The sequence below is a fragment of the Bartonella saheliensis genome (assembly GCF_902162175.1).
In genome coordinates, this window is sequence record NZ_LR607199.1 from 51,991 (window position 1) to 72,607 (window position 20,617).

The window sequence follows — 20,617 nt, forward strand, 5'->3', positions numbered from 1 at the left end:
TCCATGATGCTGTTTTTTTCTTCGTTTAGTGATTGGATTCCAGGTGTGAATGTTTTCCGTTACATTACTTTTCGTACGATAGCAGCGATGCTAACTTCTGGACTCATTGTTTTTTTGTTTGGACCTAGCATCATTGCGTCTCTTAAGTTGCGTCAGGGCAAAGGACAACCAATTCGTGCCGATGGTCCTCAAACACATTTTAAAAAGGCTGGAACACCTACAATGGGTGGATTAATGATTTTAACCGGCATTGTTGTATCGGCATTTTTGTGGTGTAATTTATCGAATATTTATTTTTGGGTATCGCTCTTGGTTATGCTTTCTTTTGGGGCAATTGGATTTTATGATGATTATCTTAAGGTTACAAAACAAACAGACAAAGGATTTTCTGGGAAAGCACGGTTGAGCCTAGAGTTTGTTGTTGCAGCAATTGCTGCTTTTGTCATCCTGCAAATTGGCTCATCTGGATTCGCTTTGCCTTTTTTGAAAGATTATCTTATCAATTTGGGCTGGTTTTTTATTCCTTTTTCTGCTTTTGTCATTGTCGCGACGGGGAATGCCGTTAATTTGACGGATGGACTTGATGGGCTTGCGATTGTTCCTGTGATGGTTGCGGCCTTATCTTTTGCTCTGATTGCTTATCTTTGTGGTAATATGAATTTTGCTGATTACCTCCAAATACACTACGTATCGGGAACAGGTGAACTGGCTGTTTTATTGGGAGCTGTTGTGGGGGCAGGGCTTGGCTTTTTATGGTTTAATGCCCCACCTGCTGCTATTTTTATGGGGGATACTGGTTCGTTGGCTCTTGGTGGACTATTGGGGACTGTTGCGGTTGCTACAAAGCACGAAATTGTGTTGGCTCTTATTGGTGGGCTGTTTGTTGTGGAAGCTTTTTCGGTCGTTATTCAGGTTGGTTATTTTAAATTGACAAGAAAGCGCGTGTTTCTTATGGCACCAATCCATCATCATTTTGAGAAAAAAGGCTGGACTGAAAGCCAAGTGGTGATACGCTTCTGGATTATTTCGATTGTTCTTGCTCTCATTGGGCTTTCAACACTTAAATTGCGGTGAGATTTTGATTTCTGTTGCGTGTTATAAGGGGAAAAAAGTTGCTCTGTTTGGATTAGGGAAGTCTGGATTAGCAACGGCAAAAGCGTTGATGCGTGGCGGTGCAGAAGTGGTCGCATGGGATGATCATCCTGCGAGCGTGCAAGAAGCTTTTCGGCAAAATATTCCAACAAGAGATCTTCACAGTGAAGATTGGTTAGAATTTGTAGCATTGATTCTCGCACCTGGCGTTCCTTTAAATTATCCTAAACCCCATTGGGTTGTTGAAAAAGCACGTCAAGCAAATATAGAAATTATCGGTGATATTGAATTATTTGTTCGTGCGCGCCATCATTTTTTACAGCGTTATGGTTTTTGTGATGAGGATGTTCCTTTCATTGCGATTACGGGGACGAATGGAAAGTCGACAACAACGGCTTTGCTTGCACATTTGTTGGAAAAAATGGGTTATGATGTGCAAATGGGGGGAAATATTGGAAATGCAATATTGATGCTTAAGCCTTTTGTTAAAAAACGTATCTATGTGATTGAATGTTCATCATTTCAAATTGATCTTACGCCCTCTCTTCAGCCAACCATTGGGCTTTTATTAAATTTGACACCTGATCATATTGATCGTCATGGGAGTTTTGCGCATTATGTGCAAACCAAAAGGCATTTGGTTGCTCAGGCTTCTCAGGCTTTTATTTCCGTTGATGATGCAGCTTGTGAGATGTTGTATCAACAATTGCTTCACGAGGGGCATCAAATTGAGGCCATTTCTAAGGATCACTTGCTAGAAAATGGTTTTTATGCAGAGGGGACCAAGCTCTTTTCTGTCCGTCAAGGACAGCGACATATGCTTGCAGATCTTGCTGCTGTAGCTGCTTTGCGCGGAGGTCATAATGCGCAAAATGCTCTTATGGCTTTGGCAACGTTGCAGGCTTTAAAAATAACCGATCCCTCTATAAGCAAGCATTTAGCAAGCTATAAAGGATTACCTCATCGTATGCAGCAGGTGCGTCAAATGGGGGCGGTTTTATTTATTAATGATAGCAAGGCGACGAATGCAGATGCAACAGCGCCAGCACTTTGCGCTTTTAATGATATTTTTTGGATTGTTGGGGGGCAGGCAAAAAAGGGAGGAATTGAATCTCTTAGAGAGTTTTTTCCTAAAATTCGTAAAGCTTATTTGATTGGGAGTGCAGCAGAAGAATTTGCGTGCATGATTGGATCTTCTTTTCCCTTTTCTATGAGCTTAACTTTAGAAAATGCGGTGCGTGAAGCTACCATTGACGCAATGCATTGCAAAGCAAAGGAGGTGGTGGTTCTTTTGTCACCTGCTTGCGCAAGTTATGACCAATTTAAAAATTATGAGGTGCGGGGCGAAGCATTTATCTCTTTGGTGAAGCAATTACAATAACAAGCAGCATTACTTATAAAAAAATATTTTTGCGTTAAGACTCCAGAATCTTTTTTCGTGTAATTTAGTGTTTAAAGTGTTTGTTAGACAGGTTGGGGAACCTTATCACTTTGAGATAATTTATAAAACGGATAAGGTGGATATAAATGATTACGCGTGCAGATAGAGACCCAATTGCGAATTGGTGGTGGACGATTGATCGCTCTATTTTTGCTGCTTGTTTAATTTTAATGGGGATTGGCATTATGCTGTCTTTTGCTGCGAGCCCCACTATTGCAAAAAAAATCGGAATTGCTGATAGTTTTTATTTTGTTCGCTGGCATATCATTTTTAGCATTTCAGCATTTTTTACGATGGTTACCATTTCCTTTTTTTCGCTTCCTAATATTCGTCGTTTATGTGCTCTTTTGCTTATTGTAACGCTTGTTCTTATGGTTGCAACCCTATTTTGGGGTCCTGAATTAAAGGGAGCACGGCGGTGGATTTTGCTCTTTGGTTTTTCTGTACAAGCTTCAGAGTTTATGAAGCCGGCTTTTGTGGTGATGTCGGCTTGGCTTTTTTCAGAACAGATACGCAGGAGGGGAATTCCAGGTTATATGTTAGCAACTCTGCTTTATGCTATTTGTTGTGTTCTTCTGGTTTTACAGCCTGATATTGGACAAACAATTTTAATAAGTGCAACATGGGGAGGGCTGTTTTTTATTGCTGGTGTGCCTCTTACGGTTATTTTTTTCTTTCTCATTTTCGGCGTTGTAGGAATTATTCTCGCTTATCTTTTTCTGCCTCATGTGCGCGATCGTATCAATGGTTTTTTGACAGGGGAAGGAGATACCTTTCAAGTGGATGTAGGACGTGAGGCTATTTTAAATGGTGGTTGGTTTGGGCAAGGTCCTGGAGAGGGAACAGTAAAACGGATCATTCCTGATAGCCATACAGATTTTGTATTTTCTGTTGCTGCTGAAGAATATGGTATTATTCTTTGTTTGTTAATTATGATGCTTTTTGGCTTTATCGTTATGCGTTCATTATATATAGCTATGAATACGCGTGATTCCTTTATACGTCTAGGTATTACGGGCATAGCCATGATGATAGGCTTTCAATCAGCGATTAATATGGCTGTTAATCTTCACTTAATCCCTCCCAAAGGCATGACATTGCCGTTTATTTCTTATGGTGGTTCATCAATGGTGGCAATTGCGTTTTCAATGGGAATTTTACTCAGTTTAACACGTCGTTGGCCAGAGTCCCGTCTTTCAGCTTTTTCTTCTTCTGTCTTGGATAGCTCTTCATGAATGATAAAAAAGTTATTGTTTTAGTGGCAGGGGGGACAGGTGGACATCTTTTTCCTGCTGAAGCACTTGCTGTTGAATTAAAGCGACGTGGATATGATGTTCATTTAATAACAGATGAAAGAGCGCGATCTTTTGTACGCAGCTTTGATAAAGAGCATATACATATCGTTTCATCGGCAACATTTACACGACGCCATCCTTTTGCTTTGATAAAAACGTTTTGGTCTTTGCTTAAAGGTATGGGGCAATCGTTGGGGCTGTTTTATAAATTACGTCCTGTTCTGGTGGGTGGTTTTGGGGGGTATCCGAGTTTTCCTCCTCTTTTTATTGCGGCCTTAATGCGGCGTGTAACATTTATTCATGAGCAAAATGCTGTTATGGGGCGTGCTAACCGAGTGTTGGCAATTTTTGTACGTGCAATCGCTGGTGGTTTGTTGTCCTTACATGGCCCTTATGCTCATAAAACACTTTTAACGGGGAATCCAGTGCGTGAGGCTGTGTTGAAGGCGGCTGAAATTTCCTATCAGCCTTCTACAGGTGATGAACCATTTTATTTTTTGATTTTTGGGGGTAGTCAAGGGGCTTCTTTTTTTTCACATATTGTTCCAGAAGCGATTGCTTTACTTGATGATCAGAACCGTAAACGCTTACGTATTGTACAGCAAATTCGTGGTGACGCTGAAAAATTGATTAAAACCTATTGCGATATGGGCGTACAAGCTGAAGTTGCTCCTTTCTTTGATGATATGGCTGAACGTATGGCGCATGCCCATTTTATTTTGTCGCGTGCTGGGGCTTCATCGGTTTGTGAGATAGCGGTGATTGGTCGACCTGCTTTGCTTGTTCCTTATCCTCATGCTTTGGATCATGATCAAGCCGCTAACGCTGCTCTTCTTGCACGTGTGGGTGGTGCACAAATTATATTAGAAAAAGATTTAGATGCAGAAAAGCTTTCTGTTCTTTTAACGCAGGCTTGTTGTGCCCCCCATTTATTGGAAGAACAAGCGCTTGCTGCAAAAAAAGTTGGGCAACCCCATGCAACTCGATGCCTTGCTGATATGGCTGAATCCTTAATTGCAGGGCGATTGTTGTCAGATATAAAAGAGGAGCTTTTTGATGAAAATGCCACTTGATATAGGCGTTATCCATTTTATTGGAATCGGGGGGATTGGTATGAGTGGAATTGCGGAGGTTTTTTATAATCTTGGCTATAAAGTTCAAGGGTCCGATCAAATTGAGAGTGCCAATGTTGAACGTTTGCGGAGAAAAGGAATTAACGTTCATATTGGTCATTGTGCTGAAAATTTAGGAAATGCAGAGGTTGTTGTTTTTTCTACTGCCGTTAAAAAAACAAATCCTGAGTATATTGCTGCAAAAGAAAGACATTTGCCACTTGTCCGACGTGCAGAAATGCTTGCCGAGTTGATGCGATTTCGGCGCGCAATTGCAGTGGGTGGTACACATGGTAAAACAACGACCACATCAATGGTTGCAGCACTTCTTGATGCTGGTCGTTTTGATCCAGTGGTGATTAATGGCGGTATTATTAATGCTTATGGTACGAATTCTCGGACAGGAGAGGGCGATTGGATGATTGTTGAAGCCGATGAAAGCGATGGAACATTTTTAAAGCTGCCTGCTGATATTGCTGTTGTTACCAATATTGATGCTGAGCATTTGGATCATTATGGAAGTTTTGATGCTGTCCGCGCAGCTTTTCGGCAATTTGTCGAAAATGTTCCTTTTTATGGTTTTGCTGTTTTGTGCCTTGATCATCCAGAGGTTCAGTCATTGGCGGGCCGTATTGATGATCGTTGGGTGATTACTTATGGTGCAAACCCACAAGCGGATGTTCGTTTTCTTAATCTTTCGATGGATGGTCAAAAAACCTATTTTGATGTTCTTATTCGTTCACGCAAGACAGGAAGAAAGATTGAGTTGAAAAATTTGCTTTTGCCCATGGCAGGAGAGCATAATGTTGCCAATGCAACAGCAGCGATAGCCATTGCGCATGAACTTGGTATTTCAAATGAATTAATAAAGAAGGGGTTAGCGGAATTTGGAGGCGTAAAACGGCGTTTTACACGAACAGGAAGTTGGCGTGGCATTGAAATATTTGATGATTATGGGCATCACCCTGTTGAAATAAAAGCTGTTTTGCGTGCTGCACGTGAGAGTGCAAAAGGGCGTGTCATTGCTATTGCACAGCCCCATCGTTATTCGCGTTTGCATCATTTATTTGATGAGTTTGCTACTTGTTTTAATGATGCTGATACAGTGTTGATTGCCCCTGTTTATGCGGCTGGAGAAGAGCCTATTGTAGGGGTTGGTTCGCAAGAATTGGTAGAGCATATTAAAATGGCTGGTCATCGTGATGTGCGTTTGATACACGGTCTGGAAGATGTTGTGTCTCTTGTCTCAAAGTTTGCTCAGGCAGAGGATTATGTTGTTTTTCTTGGTGCTGGCAATATTACACAATGGGCTTGTGCGTTGCCTCATCAGTTGTCGGGACTTGATGGTCATGATAAATTTTCAGCACATTGATGGTGAGGCGCTATTGGCGCAATTGCAGCCGCTGTTGGGAGGTATAAGAGGCAAGCTTACGCCGAATGTTGAGATGCGTAAGGTGACATGGTTTCGCACCGGTGGTTTGGCAGAGCTTTTTTATCAGCCTGTTGATGAAGAAGATTTAGCCTTTTTTCTTCAAAATTTGCCTGAATCTATCCCTGTAACAATTGTAGGTATTGGTTCTAATCTTCTGGTGCGTGATGGGGGCGTTCCTGGGGTTGTGATTCGTCTTTCACCTAAAAATTTTGGGCAAGTACAGCAAGTTTCTTCAAAAAGCTTTTTAGTTGGCGCTGGTACGGCGGATAAACATTTAGCTGCCGCTGCTTTAAAGGCTGAAATTGCAGGTTTCCATTTTTATCATGGTATTCCTGGTGGTCTTGGAGGAGCTCTCAAAATGAACGCGGGTGCAAATGGTGTTGAAACCGCAGCACGTGTTGTTGAGGTCTATGCGCTGGATCGTAAGGGACAACGTCATATCTTGAGTTTAAAAGATATGCATTACTCCTATCGTTATTGTGATATTCCTAAAGATTTTATTTTTACGGCTGCTTTGTTGGAGGGGGAAGCTGGTCATAAAGATGCTATTCGTGCTGCTATGGATGAAGTTGCTCTCCACAGAGAAACTGTGCAACCTATCCGCGAAAAGACAGGGGGATCAACTTTTAAAAATCCTAAAGATACATCTGCGTGGCGTGTGATTGATGAAGCAGGGTGTCGTGGTTTACGGATTGGTGGCGCTCAAATGAGTGAAATGCACTGTAATTTTATGATTAATACAGGGCAAGCAACAGGCTATGATCTTGAAGCATTGGGAGAAACAGTGCGTGCGCGTGTTTTTGCACATTCGGCTCACCTTTTACAATGGGAAATAGAGCGTATTGGTCAATTTGAGCAGGGTCGAAATGTTTCTCCTTTTGATCCATTTCATTGATTTATTGTTCACTAAAAAAGTGCAAATAAAAAATTGAGTCATTTCAAAGAGATAATGAAAAATTTCTATTAAGAATCAATAAATTAACAAAGAACATCTTGCATCAGGCTTTTGAGTCTGATTCATTATGCAAAATGCTAGGTTATTGATTCGCAAGGATAAACTGTGTTTTTTCTGTATGTGGTGCTGATGTCTTCTATATAGGCTACATATAGTATGCGAAAGAGGGTGATTTATTATGAAAGATAAACATATAGCTGTGTTAATGGGAGGTTTTTCTTCTGAACGCTCTGTAAGTTTATCTTCAGGGGCGGCTTGTGCTGATGTTCTTGAGGCACAAGGGTATCGTGTGAGCCGCGTGGATGTTAACCCTCATATCGCTTCTGTTCTTGAACAGTTGCAGCCCGATATTGCTTTTAATGCATTGCATGGTCCATTTGGTGAAGATGGTCGGATTCAGGGGATTCTTGAATATTTAAAAATTCCTTATACCCATTCTGGTGTGATGGCATCTGCTTTGGCTATGGATAAGGGGCGTGCAAAAATTATTGTTGCAAGTGTTGGGGTTTGTGTTGCTCCTTCTCGTATTATGAACCGCTTTGCTGTTGGGCAAACGCATCCCATGGAGCCTCCTTATGTCATTAAACCTGTGTGTGAAGGATCAAGCTTTGGTGTTGTCATTGTCCAGGAAAATGAAGCTGCACCACCGTATAGTATTGGGGGAGCTGATTGGGGATATGCCGATGAGGTGATGGTTGAAAAATATATTCCTGGTCGTGAATTGACGTGTGCTGTTTTAGGCAATGAAGTGCTGGATGTGTGTGAAATTCTTCCCAGCCAATATTTTCCATTCTACGATTATGACTCAAAATATAAGATAGGTGGTTCTCTTCACATTTGTCCTGCACAACTTTCACTAAATATTTACCAAAGTGTGCAAAGAATGTCTTTAGCAGCCCATCAGGCGATAGGGTGTCGAGGTGTTAGCCGTTCTGATTTTCGTTTTAATGAGAAAACGGGAGAATTGGTTTGGCTTGAAATTAATACGCAACCCGGTATGACATCGACGTCTCTTCTTCCTGATATTGCAAAAGCGAGCGGTCGTACTTACGGCGATATTGTTCAATGGATGGTGGAGGACGCATCATGTATGCGTTGAATGTTAATAAAATAAATATTCCGATGGAGGTGCTTTCAGTGCCGGCTTTGCCACGTCTTTATCGTCGTTTTCTTCGGTTTATGTTTGAGTTTGTTTTTGTCAACATTCATATTCCACGTCATTTGGGCTCTTTTGCTGTTGTATGGTTTTTCTTTGTGATAGCTTTTTATGGACTTTCATCAAGTGGTCAGATGGCTATGATCATAAACACGATTATATCAGATAGTGGTTTTGTGGTCACGCAAGTTGATATTAGTGGTAATAAGCGTTTGACAAAGCAAGATATTTTGAAAATGCTAAAACTTGATGTTGCGCCTTCTATATTCACTTTTGATGTTGAAAAAGCACGTTCTCTTTTGGAAAAACAGGCTTGGGTTCAATCGGCAAATGTTCAGAAAATTTATCCCAATAGAATGCGTATTTCCATCGTGGAGCGTGAGCCTTATGCTATTTGGCAACATGATAGCATAATGGATATTGTTGATCATACGGGGCGTGTTATTGTGCCCTTTAAAGGAGGAATTGTTCGGGATTTGCCTCTTGTGGTTGGGCAGGGTGCGCAAAGTGCCGCTAAAGGATTTATTCAAGCATTGTCAGTTTATCGGCAAGTGTATGATCGTGTTCGTGCTTTTGTGCGGGTAGGTGATCGGCGTTGGGATCTTGTTTTGAATAATGGAATGCGCGTTATGTTGCCTGAAAATGGTGCTCTTGAAAGACTTTCCTCTCTTATTTCATCCGGTACAATGCAAGATCTTTTATCACGCGATATTCTCAGTGTTGATTTACGTCTTGCTGATCGAATTACTGTTTCTTTATCAGATGAAACGTTGGAGCGTTATCAAGCTCGTGTGACAGAAGAAGAACGTATTTTAAAAGCGCGAAAGGTAGGAAACCCATGATGTTGCTCAGATCACATCATTGGGGGGGGCGTAAGACACGTTTTTTAACGGTTCTTGATGTTGGCTCAAGTAAGATTGTCTGTCTTATTGCCTGTTTGCGTCCTTTGAAATATGCGCACTATTTACATGGTCGTACGCATTCTATGGAAATTCTAGGCTTTGGAGTACAGCGTTCACGCGGTATTAAATCCGGTGTTGTCATGGATATGTTTGCAGCAGAACAATCAATACGCTTGGCTGTTGATGCGGCAGAAAAAATGGCTGGTTTGGTGGTGGATTCAGTAATTGTGAATTTTTCTTCAAGTCGATTACAAAGTGCTTTGATTCAGGGAAAGGTCGATTTGAATGGTCGTGAAGTCACTAAGCGTGATATGCGTATGGCCTTTTCAGATGTTTCGCGTAAAGCTTTTGATGCTGAACGTCATATTATGCACTCAGTTCCAGTTTCTTATATCTTGGATGGAGATAAAGGAATTTCTGACCCCGTCGGCATGGCAGGGGAAACATTTGGCGTCAATGTGCATGTAGTAACAGCAGAAACAGCCTCGTTGCGTAATTTAGAAACGTGTATTAATCGTGCGCATTTGAGTGTTGAAGCAATGGTTGCTACTCCCTTTGCAAGTGGTCTTGCTGTCTTGATGAATGATGAGGCGCATTTAGGAGCTGCTTGTATTGATTTTGGTGGTGGGACAACAACATTTTCAGTATTTTTTGAGGGAAAATTTGTTCATGCAGATGCTCTGGCAGTTGGTGGGCATCATGTCACTCTTGATGTTGCGCGCGGATTTTCTATGTCTCTAACAGAGGCGGAACGTTTGAAAGTTGTTTATGGTTCAGCACTTTTAACAAGTGCTGATGAGCGACAAATGATTAATGTAGCAGAAATTGGGAGTGAACAGCGTGAAATTCAATATCCTCGTGCGGTTCTTGGGCGCATCATTCGTGCGCGTGTTGAAGAAATTTTAGAAATGGTTCGTGATTGTTTAAATCGTTCTGGTTTTGGTCACGTCATTGGTAAGCGTGTTATTTTGACAGGGGGAGCAAGCCAGTTAACAGGATTGCCGGAAATGGCACGTACTATATTAGGAAGAAATGTTCGTATCGGGCGGCCTTTAGGGGTTTCGAGGCTTCCTTCTCTTGCAAAAGGGGCGGCGTTTACATCTGCTGTGGGGTTGTTAATTTATCCGCAATTGGTGGGTTTTGAAGAAAAAACAATGCAGGCGGCAGGAAATCATTTATCGATGGGCACGCGTGGGTATTTTCAGCGTGTTGGTCAGTGGTTGCGTGAGAGTTTTTAGTTAAGTTTAGTTGGATAAATTTCATCGCTTTGGCTTGCGGTGTCTTATGAGAAGGAAAAGAAAATGACGATTAATCTGCATCGGCCAGATATCGCGGAATTGAAGCCACGCATTACCGTTTTTGGTGTTGGCGGTGGTGGCGGGAATGCCGTGAATAATATGATAAATGCTGGTCTTCAGGGAGTTGACTTTGTTGTTGCAAATACGGATGCACAGGCTTTGGCTATGTCAAAGGCTGAACGTGTTATTCAGCTTGGTGCTGCTGTGACAGAAGGTTTGGGTGCTGGGGCTTTACCAGAAGTTGGGCAAGCCGCGGCAGAGGAATGTATTGATGAAATTATTGATCATCTTGCAGATTCTCATATGGTTTTTATTACGGCTGGTATGGGAGGAGGTACTGGAACAGGCGCTGCTCCCGTTGTTGCACGTGCAGCGCGTGAAAAAGGTATTTTAACCGTTGGTGTGGTGACAAAGCCATTTCAGTTTGAAGGGGCTCGTCGTATGAAAACGGCCGAGGCTGGTATTGAAGAATTACAAAAATCTGTCGATACATTGATTGTTATTCCTAATCAAAATCTTTTCCGTATCGCAAATGATAAAACAACGTTTGCTGATGCTTTTGCTATGGCTGATCAAGTGCTTTATTCTGGTGTTGCTTCCATTACGGATTTGATGATTAAAGAGGGCTTGATTAACCTCGATTTTGCTGATGTTCGTTCTGTTATGCACGAAATGGGGCGCGCCATGATGGGAACAGGTGAGGCATCTGGTGAGGGGCGTGCTTTAGCTGCTGCTGAAGCGGCTATTGCGAATCCATTGTTGGATGATACTTCTATGCGTGGAGCGCGTGGTTTATTGATTTCTATTACGGGCGGGCGTGATATGACTCTCTTTGAGGTTGATGAAGCTGCTAATCGTATTCGTGAAGAAGTAGATGCTGATGCGAATGTGATTTTTGGGGCCATTGATGATGAGTCATTGGAAGGTGTTATTCGTGTTTCTGTGGTTGCTACCGGTATTGATCGTGAGGTTAGTGATGTGGTTCAGCCATCTCAGCCTCAGATTCAAAGACCGACCTCTTCAATACGCAAGAACGATTCTGGAACGTCACATAGTTCTTTTCATGTTCAGTCATCGCCCTTACGTTCTGAATCAATGGTTGAAGTCATTGAATCACTTGAAATAGAAAAAGGTAAGCCAACAGGTGAACAATTCCGTCCTAAAAGTCAAATTTTTGCACAGCCTGCAGAAGCAATGACGACGCGAAGTGCGACAAAAGCTGTTTCTTATGGTTCAAATGTTGTGCAGGATCAGATATCAAATACTCCACGTATGCAAGTAAGTCGTACTTCTCAACAAGCTATGGCGGCTCCCGTGAGTATGGAGGCTACAGCGCATGTTCTTGATGAGATGACAGGGGTTGTGAAGCAAAAAGAAAAGCTAGTACAACAAAGACAAACGCAACAGATGCAAGCGCGTGCTCCAATGCGGATGCCTGAGTTAAAGGATTTTCCTCCTGTTGCTCATGGACAGAGACAAAGATCATCTGTGACTGATCAAGGTCCTCGTAATCTCTGGCAGCGTTTGAAACAGAGCTTGACACATCGCGAGGATGAAGAGCCAGAAGCAAGGCTGGAACCTGCTGTGAGATCTTCACAGCAGCAAGAGTCTTCTTACAATAAGAACTCTCAGGCGCTTTCTCAAGATGCTTCTGTTTACGTTCCACGTCGTTCTGGAGAATTGCATCCTCAAGTTCCACAGGATCAGCGTACTTTTATCAGTGAGGAAGATCAGTTAGAAATACCAGCATTTTTACGTCGTCAGGCAAATTAATTGGTAAAAAAATGAGGGAAAGTAAGAAGTTTTATGATCTCTTTAACGATGAGTCAGAAATTATGAAGTAAAATATACTGTTGTTTTAGATAAAATACTTTGTTTTAAAAAAACCGCTTATAATAAGCGGTTTTTTTTATTATTTACTATGAATATTTTTTTATGGTTTTATAAATTTTATTAAAAGATGTAAAAGAAATGCAATAAAATAATATGATGAATTTGGTGCCAAAATATCAGTCTACTCTTAAAAAAGCAGTAACATTTAAGGGGGTTGGCGTTCACAGTGGCTGTTTGTCAGAGGTCAAGGTTTGTCCAGCAGATGTTGGGTGTGGTATCCTTTTTAAGCGTTGTGGATTAGACGGAACAGAGAAAATATTTCAAGCCCATGCATCGCAAACGGGAAAAACTGAGTTATCAACGGTGCTTGGAGATGGAGAAGTAAGGGTTGAAACAATTGAACATTTGATGGCAGCTATTGCTGCTTATAATTTGGACAATCTTGTTATTGAAGTGTCGCATAATGAGATCCCGATTTTAGATGGTTCTGCATGGCAATATTGCCAAGCTTTTGAAGATGTTGGCATTGTTCAGCAAAATGCATATCGTTCTTATTTCATGATAAAAAAGCCGTTACGGGTTGAAGGAGCACATGGTTTTGCAGAGCTTTTGCCATTTGATGGACGTCGTTTTGATATAACGATCTCTTTTCCTTCTCCTGCCATTGGTAAGCAACATTTCAGTTTTGATCTTACTACACGAGGGTTTCGAGATGATTTGTCACGTGCACGTACTTTTGGTTTTATCAAAGATGTAGAGAAATTACGGCGTTCTGGAAAGGCGAGAGGCGCTTCTTTAGAAAATTCTCTTGTTATCGGTTTTAATGACAAAATTTTAAATTCCGATGGTCCTTATTGGGAAAATGAATGTGTTCGACATAAAATGCTTGATGCGATTGGTGATACTGCTCTCCTTGGTGCGCCTTTTATTGGATTATTTCGTTCCTCTTGTAGTGGGCATAGAATGAATTCGCAATTGGTGAAGGCTGTTTTGGCAGACGAATCACATTACGAAAAAAGCTTCTTATAGAAAGAGTAAAAGAAAATTGACAAGATTTTTTTATTGTTTATTTGATTTTTAAGGGGATGATTGACCTAAACTGCTAAATTGGTTATGTGCATTTTAAAGTGATGTGGTATAAAAGCTTTTAATAAATTATTTTTGCTGCAAGATGATGTTCTGTGGAGGCCGGAAAAACTATGAAAAAATCTCATGTGTGCATTAGAAATATGGCATATAGAAAATCTAACATTGTACGCAAGATATTAGGGGTGGTGCTTTTGGGAAGCACCTGTATGTTAGCGGGATGTCTCTTTAAAGAGAAAAATACCCTTGATCCATCTGCTTATGTTTTAAAAATGGATCCACCAGATGTTCTCTATAATCAAGCGCTTGCGAGCCTTGAGAGTGGGCGGCTTGGAGATGCTGCTAAAAAGTTTCTTACAATTGAGAAACAGTATGCTTATACAGACTGGGGTCGTAAATCTTTAGTCATGGGGGCTTTTACAAATTATCGTCTTGGAAAATATGATGATTCAATTAGTATGGCTCAACGCTATATTACTCTTTATCCTGGATCGGATGATTCTGCTTATGCTTATTATATTATAGGTCTTTCTTCTTTTCGTCGGATTCCTGATGTTACACGTGATCAACGTGATACGAAACGCGCTATTGCTGCGATGCAGCTCCTTATAGAGCGTTATCCCAATTCTGAATATGTCAAGGATGCTAAGGATAAAATACGTTTCGGGCGCGAACAGTTGGCTGGTAAAGAAATGCAGATTGGCCGTTATTATGAAGAAGGGCGACGTTATCTTGCTGCAAGTAGACGGTTTCGTACCGTCGTTGAAGAGTATTCCGATACAAATCAAATTGAAGAAGCGCTTTTCCGCTTGACAGAAGTTAATCTGGCTCTTGGTTTAACGGCGGAAGCACAGACGGCAGCAGCTATTTTAGGACGGAATTATCCCAAAAGTGAGTGGTATAAATTTTCTTATAATCTTTTGCAGAAGAATAAAATATCGCCACATGAGCATAAATCTTCTTGGATCTCAAATGCTTTAGGTGGTGATAAGAAGAGGGCACGTTGATTCTCTCATGCTGGTACAGCTTTCGATTCATAATATTGTTTTGATCGAAACGCTCGATATTCATTTTACGGCGGGGTTAACGGTTTTAACTGGAGAAACAGGGGCGGGAAAATCTATTTTACTTGATGCTTTGTCGCTAGCTCTTGGGGGACGAGGGGATGCTTCGCTTGTGCGTCATGGCACTGATCGCGGGCAGGTCACCGCTGTTTTTGATGTCCCTCTTTCACATCCTGCACGTCAGCTTATTCGTGAGAATGGTCTTGATGATGAGGGGGATATCATTTTACGACGTGTGCAATCAAGTGATGGACGCAGTCGTGTCTTTATCAATGATCAGGTGGCGAGTGTTTCCTTAATGCGGAGTGTTGGTCGTCACTTGGTTGAAATCCATGGACAGCATGATGATCGTGCGCTTGTTGATGTTGCGACGCATCGCCAGTTATTAGATGCTTTTGGCGGACTTGAAGATGATGTGAAAAATTTACGTCAATGTTATCGGGTATGGCATGAATGTGAAGAACGTTTGCAACAACAGCGTTTTAAAGTAGAGAATGCAACGCGTGAGATGGATTATCTTCGGGCATGTGTAGAAGAGCTTGAAAAACTTGATTTTCAAGTTGGTGAAGAAGAGGCTCTTTCTTTGCGTCGTGCTGATATGCTTAAGTTAGAAAAAATAGCGACGGATATTAAAGAAGCAGATGATCTTTTAAGTGGTCAAAAATCGCCAATTCCGGTGTTATCTAATTTGGTAAGGCGTTTAGAGCGGAAAATTCCTGAAGCAGAAGAGCTTATTACACCAGTGGTGAAATCTCTTGATGAGGCATTGCATGCACTTGCAACAGCACAGGAAGGGATTGAGGCGGCTATGCGGGCATTGGATTTTGAACCTGATGAATTGGAACGGATAGAAGAACGCCTTTTTACCCTTCGCGGTTTTGCTCGTAAATATCAAGTTTCTGCGGATGAATTGGTTCAGTTACGCGATAAAATGGATGCTGAACTTACTGATTTTGAAGAGGCTCAGAATACGTTAACGCATTTTGAAGATGAGGCAAGAGAGGCACAGAAAAATTATGATACATTGGCACAAGCTTTAACAATAAAACGTCGAGAAACAGCAAAGCATTTATCTGAAAGTGTTATGGCTGAGTTGCCGGCATTGAAATTAGAAAAGGCAGAATTTATTGTTGAAATGCAGACTGATGTTGAAAGGCGAAGTGCAGAGGGGTGTGATCGTATTGAATATTGGGTTCGAACCAATCCTGGAACACGGGCTGGACCCATGCTGAGTGTTGCTTCTGGTGGTGAGTTATCTCGCTTTTTATTGGCATTAAAGGTTGTGTTATCTGATCGCGGATCAGCTCCTACGTTGATTTTTGATGAAATTGATACAGGTGCTGGGGGCGCTGTTGCGGCCGCTATTGGGCAACGGTTGCAACGTTTGTCGGAAAATATTCAGGTTTTTGCCATTACGCATGCACCCCAAGTTGCGTCGAAAGCGCATAGTCATTTTCTTATTTCAAAGATTGAAAGTGATGATAAAGGGCGCTTTGTTACAGCTATTCATAAAATGGAAGAGCAGGAGCGTGCAGAAGAAATTGCTCGTATGTTGGCAGGAGAACAGATTACTGAGGAGGCACGAGCCGCTGCTCAAAAGCTTCTTACTTAGTTATCATTGAGATAAGATAAAAAGGCTGACAAAAGCATGTGTTCATTTGAATTCACTTTTTAATTAAAAAGTTAAGATTTTTATGATGATAGTCCACCATTTGGAATAGATTTTATGAATAAGGACAGAATTAAAAACCTTACTGCTCTTGAAGCAGAAAGTGAATTAGAGTGGTTAGCAAAAGAGATTGCACGTCATGATGTTCTTTATAATCGTGATGATCAACCTGAAATTTCTGATGCAGAATATGATGCTCTTCGCCGGCGTAACGCAGAAATTGAAGCTCTCTTTCCTGAACTGGTTCGTATAGACTCTCCTTCACATAAAATTGGAGCACCGGTTTTAGAGAAGTTTGAAAAATCTGTTCATACACAACCGATGCTTTCCCTTGATAATGCGTTTAGCTTTGAAGATGTTACTGAATTTGTTGAACGTGTGCGTCGTTTTTTACGGCTTCCAGAAACACAAATGTTAGAAATAACAGCGGAGCCAAAAATTGATGGTTTATCGTTGTCTTTGCGCTATGAAAAAGGGCGGCTTGTATGTGCCGCAACGAGGGGTGATGGAACTGTTGGTGAAAATGTGACAGCGAATGCACGAACAATTTCTGATATTCCAAAAGTTTTGCAAGGAAACGTTCCTGATATAATTGAGGTTCGCGGTGAAGTTTATATGGGGCGGGAGGATTTCCAAGCGCTTAATATCAGCCAGCAAGAGAAGGGTAAGTTAACCTTTGCCAATCCTCGAAATGCAGCGGCTGGATCGTTGCGTCAATTGGATTCACGGATAACTGCCAGCAGAAAGCTGCAATTTTTTGCTTATGCTTGTGGTGAGGTGAGTGAAATATTTGCAGAAAGCCAAATGGAGATGATGAAAAAGCTCAAAGAATATGGCTTTATTATCAATCCATTAACAAAAGCTTTTAAGACAGTAGAAGAAATTATTTCCTATTATCATGATATAGAAGAACGCCGTTATTCTTTAAACTATGATATTGATGGCATTGTTTATAAGGTTAATGATTTGATGCTCCAAAAGCGTTTGGGGTTTGTTTCTCGTTCGCCGCGTTGGGCTATTGCACATAAATTTCCAGCAGAAAAGGCTATGACTCTTTTAGAGGGTATTGATATTCAAGTGGGGCGCACCGGTGCATTAACACCTGTTGCGCGTCTTACGCCTATTACTGTTGGTGGGGTGGTGGTGACCAATGCTAGTTTGCATAATGAGGATTATATTAAAGGAATTGGTCATAAAGGTGAGCCCATTCGTGAGGGGCGTGATATTCGTATCGGCGATACGGTGATTATACAACGTGCTGGTGATGTAATTCCTCAACTTGTTGATATTGTTGTAGAAAAACGCCAAAAAGACTCTTCTGCTTTTGTTTTTCCTCATCTCTGCCCTGCTTGTGGGAGTCATGCGGTTCGTGAAGCAGAAGAAGCGGTACGTCGTTGTACAGGGGGGCTTATTTGTCCTGCACAAGCGATTGAGCGTATTCGTCATTTTGTTGCACGCAATGCTTTTGATATTGAGGGCTTAGGTAAAAAACAAGTAGAATTTTTTTTCCACGCTCAAGATGAAGCGCTTCGAATTCGTACACCTGCTGATATTTTTACTTTACAACGGCGCCAAGAAAATTCGTTAGTCCGTTTGGAAAATATGGAAGGTTTTGGTGCTGTTTCCGTGCGTAAACTTTATGATGCCATTAATGCACGTCGCAAAATTCCCTTAAGCCGTTTTTTGTTTGCTTTAGGGATTCGGCATGTTGGTGAGGTGAATGCGCGGCGTCTTGCACGTGCTTATCAAACTTATATGGCTTTTGAAACTGCGGCAATGGAAGCACTTATACCATGTGAGCAGGAAAATAAAGAAGGCAATGAAGTTTGGCTAGAGCTTACCAATATCGAAGGAATTGGACCACAGGTAGGCAGTGCGATTATTGATTTTTATAAGGAAGCCCATAATCGTGAAGTTTTGGCTGTTTTGCTTGAAGAAGTGATTCCTCTCGATGAGGAGCCTGTTTTGGCTGCATCTTCACCGTTAGCGGGAAAGATCATAGTTTTTACAGGAACTTTGACGCGTATGTCTCGCGATGAAGCAAAAGCATTGGCAGAGCGATTAGGGGCAAAGACTTCTGCTTCACTTTCTAAAAAAACAGATCTTCTTATTGCAGGGCCTGGAGCGGGATCAAAATTGACTAAAGCTGGGGAGTTAGGTGTTGAGGTTATCGATGAAGAAGCTTGGCTACAGCTGATTGAGGGACATTATGGTTAAGAGGGATGACTTCTCAAGCATGATGGATATGCTCGTCTTTTATTTTTCCTCATCAGAGATGATTTACTGATATTGAAAGCTAATTTATAGTTATTTTTTTTATGTTGTAAGATGGTGTTTTATTAAGATAATAAGATAGTGAGGAGCATGTCCTCACGTTCAGTGCGTATTTTTGCTTTGAAAAAGGGGGAGGGATGCTCTAGTTGGAAGCTTTAAGAGATATTTGTATTTCTTCACTTAAAGAGGCATCGTTGCCTCTTTTACCCATTCTCTCTCTTCTTCATTTAAATAAGGTGCATTCATCTGATAAACACGTGCGTGGTAATTATTGAGCCATTGTCGCTCTTCTTGTGTTAAAAGCTCTGGAAGGATGAGCTTTCGATCAATGGGGCAATGGGTGAGTGTTTCAAACGAGAGCATTTCTTTTTCTCCACCAGCAATTTTTTGTGCTGGCTTTACAATGAGTAAATTTTCAATACGAATACCAAATGCCCCTTCACGATAATATCCAGGTTCATTAGAAATAATCATTCCAGGGATTAATTCTTGGAATCCTTTGCGCGAAATACTTTGTGGTCCTTCATGAACAGAGAGATAAGAACCAACACCATGACCCGTACCATGGGCATAATCAAAACCGGCTTTCCACAAGGCAATGCGTGCTAAAACATCAATATCTTGTCCGCGTGTTCCTTTTGGAAAGAGTGCTGTTGAAAGAGCAATCATGCCTTTAAGAACCAGAGTAAAACAGCGTTTTTCTTCTTCTCCAATATCGCCAATTGCTACTGTACGTGTGACATCTGTGGTACCATCACGGTATTGTCCACCTGAATCCACAAGATAAAGTTCACCAGCCTTGAGTGGTTTATTGGTTTCATTTGTTACACGGTAATGGATAATTGCTCCATTTGCACCTGCTGCTGAGATTGTATCAAAAGAGAGATCTTCTAGTTTTTTTCCCATGTCTTTTGCTGTATTTATGCGAAATTCTTCTAATTTTTGAGCAGCAGAAATTTCATTTATTGCGCTTGGTGTTTGTTTGTCTAACCAAGCAAAAAAACGGGTAAGAGCAACACCATCGCATAGATGAGCTCTACGTGCACCTTCTTGTTCTGTGTTATTTTTAATGGCACGGGGTAGAGCAGCAGGATCGGTCAGTGTGATGAAAGATTTGCAACTTTCTTCAAGGACAGTGCGTAACTTTTCGCATGTTAACTGTGGATCTAAAGCAAAAATCATGCCTTTTTGACTATAATTTTTGATCTTTGCAATAAATTGTTCTGGTTCGTATAATTTTGTATAGCGTTCCAGATATCGTTTTTGTTCTTCACCAAGCTTTTTGCTGTCAATGAATAAGGCTGGTGTTTCATTTATAGGTATGAGGGCAAAACAAAGAACAAAAGGTGTGTTGGAAACATCATTACCCCGTATATTGAATATCCATGCAATAGAGGAGGGATCTGTAAAAATAAAAGCATCTGAATGGGCTTGTTGTATGGTTTTGCGAATTAAAGAGAGCTTTTCATCGCTATCCCATCCTGCATATTGGAGAGGATGAATCGATAGGGGAGATTGTGGTAAGGATGGTTGATCATGCCAGATAAGATCGATAGGATTTTGTTGAACTGCTATAAGCTTTCCACCTGTTTTTATCTCTAAGGATTTTTTCAATACATCTGTAGCGGCAATGGTGTGAAGCCATGGATCAAAGCCGATAGAAAGTTGTTTTCCATTTTTTTCAAGCCATTGTGAGGGGGGGCACGTTACGAGATCTTCATATTCAAAAATATGAGGATCAGTTTGTTGGCGAACTTGGAGTTTGTAGCGTCCATCAGTAAAGATAATAGCTTTATTTTTTAAAATAAGAGCGATCCCTGCTGAACCCGTAAAGCCAGTAAGCCAGCTTAAGCGTTGAGCATGGGGGGGGACGTATTCTCCTTGGTGTTCATCGCTACGGGGAACAAGAAAACCATCAAGCCCAAGACGATCAAGCTCTTTACGAAGAGAAGAAATACGCTCGAGAGCATGGCTGGGATTTGTTGTTGCTTCAAAAGATTGATACATA

At 41.3% G+C, this 20,617-nt stretch carries 15 protein-coding genes; 14 read left to right on the top strand and 1 reads right to left on the bottom strand.

What is annotated here, in order from left to right; genetic code table 11:
* Positions 1–3: 3 nt before the first annotated feature.
* The 14 genes from mraY (at position 4) to ligA (ending at position 18,552) form a co-directional block, all read left to right on the top strand.
* Positions 4–1,074 carry a phospho-N-acetylmuramoyl-pentapeptide-transferase gene (mraY, locus tag FS875_RS03145; protein WP_144752919.1) on the top strand — a complete coding sequence of 357 codons (1,071 nt, stop codon included), beginning with the start codon at positions 4–6 and terminating at the stop codon, positions 1,072–1,074.
* A 4-nt stretch (positions 1,075–1,078) separates the two neighbouring features.
* Positions 1,079–2,473 (top strand): UDP-N-acetylmuramoyl-L-alanine--D-glutamate ligase, encoded by a 1,395-nt coding sequence (murD, locus tag FS875_RS03150; RefSeq protein WP_144752922.1) that lies wholly within the window; start codon positions 1,079–1,081, stop codon positions 2,471–2,473.
* Positions 2,474–2,619: 146 nt separating this feature from the next.
* A complete protein-coding gene (locus FS875_RS03155) occupies positions 2,620–3,768 on the top strand; it encodes an FtsW/RodA/SpoVE family cell cycle protein (protein WP_144752925.1) in 1,149 nt (382 codons plus the stop codon).
* A complete protein-coding gene (gene murG / locus FS875_RS03160; protein ID WP_144752928.1) occupies positions 3,765–4,901 on the top strand; it encodes an undecaprenyldiphospho-muramoylpentapeptide beta-N-acetylglucosaminyltransferase in 1,137 nt (378 codons plus the stop codon). The genes FS875_RS03155 and murG overlap by 4 nt, the downstream gene beginning before the upstream one ends.
* Positions 4,885–6,312 (top strand): UDP-N-acetylmuramate--L-alanine ligase, encoded by a 1,428-nt coding sequence (gene murC / locus FS875_RS03165; RefSeq protein WP_144752931.1) that lies wholly within the window; start codon positions 4,885–4,887, stop codon positions 6,310–6,312. Before murG ends, murC begins: the two co-directional genes overlap by 17 nt.
* Positions 6,290–7,267 carry a UDP-N-acetylmuramate dehydrogenase gene (murB, locus tag FS875_RS03170; protein ID WP_144752934.1) on the top strand — a complete coding sequence of 326 codons (978 nt, stop codon included), beginning with the start codon at positions 6,290–6,292 and terminating at the stop codon, positions 7,265–7,267. Before murC ends, murB begins: the two co-directional genes overlap by 23 nt.
* A gap of 238 nt (positions 7,268–7,505) precedes the next feature.
* Positions 7,506–8,426, top strand: a complete 921-nt coding sequence (locus tag FS875_RS03175) for a D-alanine--D-alanine ligase (protein ID WP_144752937.1) — start codon at positions 7,506–7,508, stop codon at positions 8,424–8,426.
* Positions 8,414–9,325 (top strand): cell division protein FtsQ/DivIB, encoded by a 912-nt coding sequence (locus FS875_RS03180; RefSeq protein WP_144752940.1) that lies wholly within the window; start codon positions 8,414–8,416, stop codon positions 9,323–9,325. Before FS875_RS03175 ends, FS875_RS03180 begins: the two co-directional genes overlap by 13 nt.
* On the top strand, positions 9,322–10,623 hold the full coding sequence (ftsA, locus tag FS875_RS03185; RefSeq protein WP_144752943.1) for a cell division protein FtsA: 1,302 nt from the start codon (positions 9,322–9,324) through the stop codon (positions 10,621–10,623). Before FS875_RS03180 ends, ftsA begins: the two co-directional genes overlap by 4 nt.
* A gap of 63 nt (positions 10,624–10,686) precedes the next feature.
* On the top strand, positions 10,687–12,456 hold the full coding sequence (ftsZ, locus tag FS875_RS03190) for a cell division protein FtsZ (protein WP_144752946.1): 1,770 nt from the start codon (positions 10,687–10,689) through the stop codon (positions 12,454–12,456).
* Positions 12,457–12,669: 213 nt separating this feature from the next.
* On the top strand, positions 12,670–13,545 hold the full coding sequence (gene lpxC, locus FS875_RS03195) for a UDP-3-O-acyl-N-acetylglucosamine deacetylase (protein ID WP_144752949.1): 876 nt from the start codon (positions 12,670–12,672) through the stop codon (positions 13,543–13,545).
* A 170-nt stretch (positions 13,546–13,715) separates the two neighbouring features.
* Positions 13,716–14,609 carry an outer membrane protein assembly factor BamD gene (locus FS875_RS03200; protein ID WP_144752952.1) on the top strand — a complete coding sequence of 298 codons (894 nt, stop codon included), beginning with the start codon at positions 13,716–13,718 and terminating at the stop codon, positions 14,607–14,609.
* A 7-nt stretch (positions 14,610–14,616) separates the two neighbouring features.
* A complete protein-coding gene (gene recN / locus FS875_RS03205; protein WP_144753043.1) occupies positions 14,617–16,278 on the top strand; it encodes a DNA repair protein RecN in 1,662 nt (553 codons plus the stop codon).
* Positions 16,279–16,392: 114 nt separating this feature from the next.
* Complete coding sequence (ligA, locus tag FS875_RS03210) at positions 16,393–18,552, top strand: NAD-dependent DNA ligase LigA (RefSeq protein WP_144752956.1); 2,160 nt, start codon at positions 16,393–16,395, stop codon at positions 18,550–18,552.
* 237 nt (positions 18,553–18,789) lie between these two features.
* Here the strand turns inward: ligA and FS875_RS03215 are convergent, their stop codons facing one another.
* Positions 18,790–20,616: an aminopeptidase P family protein gene (locus FS875_RS03215; RefSeq protein ID WP_144752959.1), complete on the bottom strand. Its 1,827-nt coding sequence runs from the start codon at positions 20,614–20,616 to the stop codon at positions 18,790–18,792.
* Between the last annotated feature and the right edge of the window lies 1 nt (position 20,617).

Bases quoted from the DNA above. Each gene is read 5' to 3' on its own strand.
- FS875_RS03180 (WP_144752940.1), top strand. From the start codon at position 8,414: ATGTATGCGTTGAATGTTAATAAAATAAATATTCCGATGGAGGTGCTT.
- FS875_RS03175 (WP_144752937.1), top strand. From the start codon at position 7,506: ATGAAAGATAAACATATAGCTGTGTTAATGGGAGGTTTTTCTTCTGAA.
- ligA (WP_144752956.1), top strand. From the start codon at position 16,393: ATGAATAAGGACAGAATTAAAAACCTTACTGCTCTTGAAGCAGAAAGT.
- murC (WP_144752931.1), top strand. From the start codon at position 4,885: ATGAAAATGCCACTTGATATAGGCGTTATCCATTTTATTGGAATCGGG.
- ftsA (WP_144752943.1), top strand. From the start codon at position 9,322: ATGATGTTGCTCAGATCACATCATTGGGGGGGGCGTAAGACACGTTTT.
- FS875_RS03155 (WP_144752925.1), top strand. From the start codon at position 2,620: ATGATTACGCGTGCAGATAGAGACCCAATTGCGAATTGGTGGTGGACG.
- recN (WP_144753043.1), top strand. From the start codon at position 14,617: ATGCTGGTACAGCTTTCGATTCATAATATTGTTTTGATCGAAACGCTC.
- mraY (WP_144752919.1), top strand. From the start codon at position 4: ATGATGCTGTTTTTTTCTTCGTTTAGTGATTGGATTCCAGGTGTGAAT.
- ftsZ (WP_144752946.1), top strand. From the start codon at position 10,687: ATGACGATTAATCTGCATCGGCCAGATATCGCGGAATTGAAGCCACGC.
- FS875_RS03215 (WP_144752959.1), bottom strand. From the start codon at position 20,616: ATGTATCAATCTTTTGAAGCAACAACAAATCCCAGCCATGCTCTCGAG.
- FS875_RS03200 (WP_144752952.1), top strand. From the start codon at position 13,716: ATGAAAAAATCTCATGTGTGCATTAGAAATATGGCATATAGAAAATCT.
- murB (WP_144752934.1), top strand. From the start codon at position 6,290: ATGATAAATTTTCAGCACATTGATGGTGAGGCGCTATTGGCGCAATTG.
- lpxC (WP_144752949.1), top strand. From the start codon at position 12,670: ATGATGAATTTGGTGCCAAAATATCAGTCTACTCTTAAAAAAGCAGTA.
- murG (WP_144752928.1), top strand. From the start codon at position 3,765: ATGAATGATAAAAAAGTTATTGTTTTAGTGGCAGGGGGGACAGGTGGA.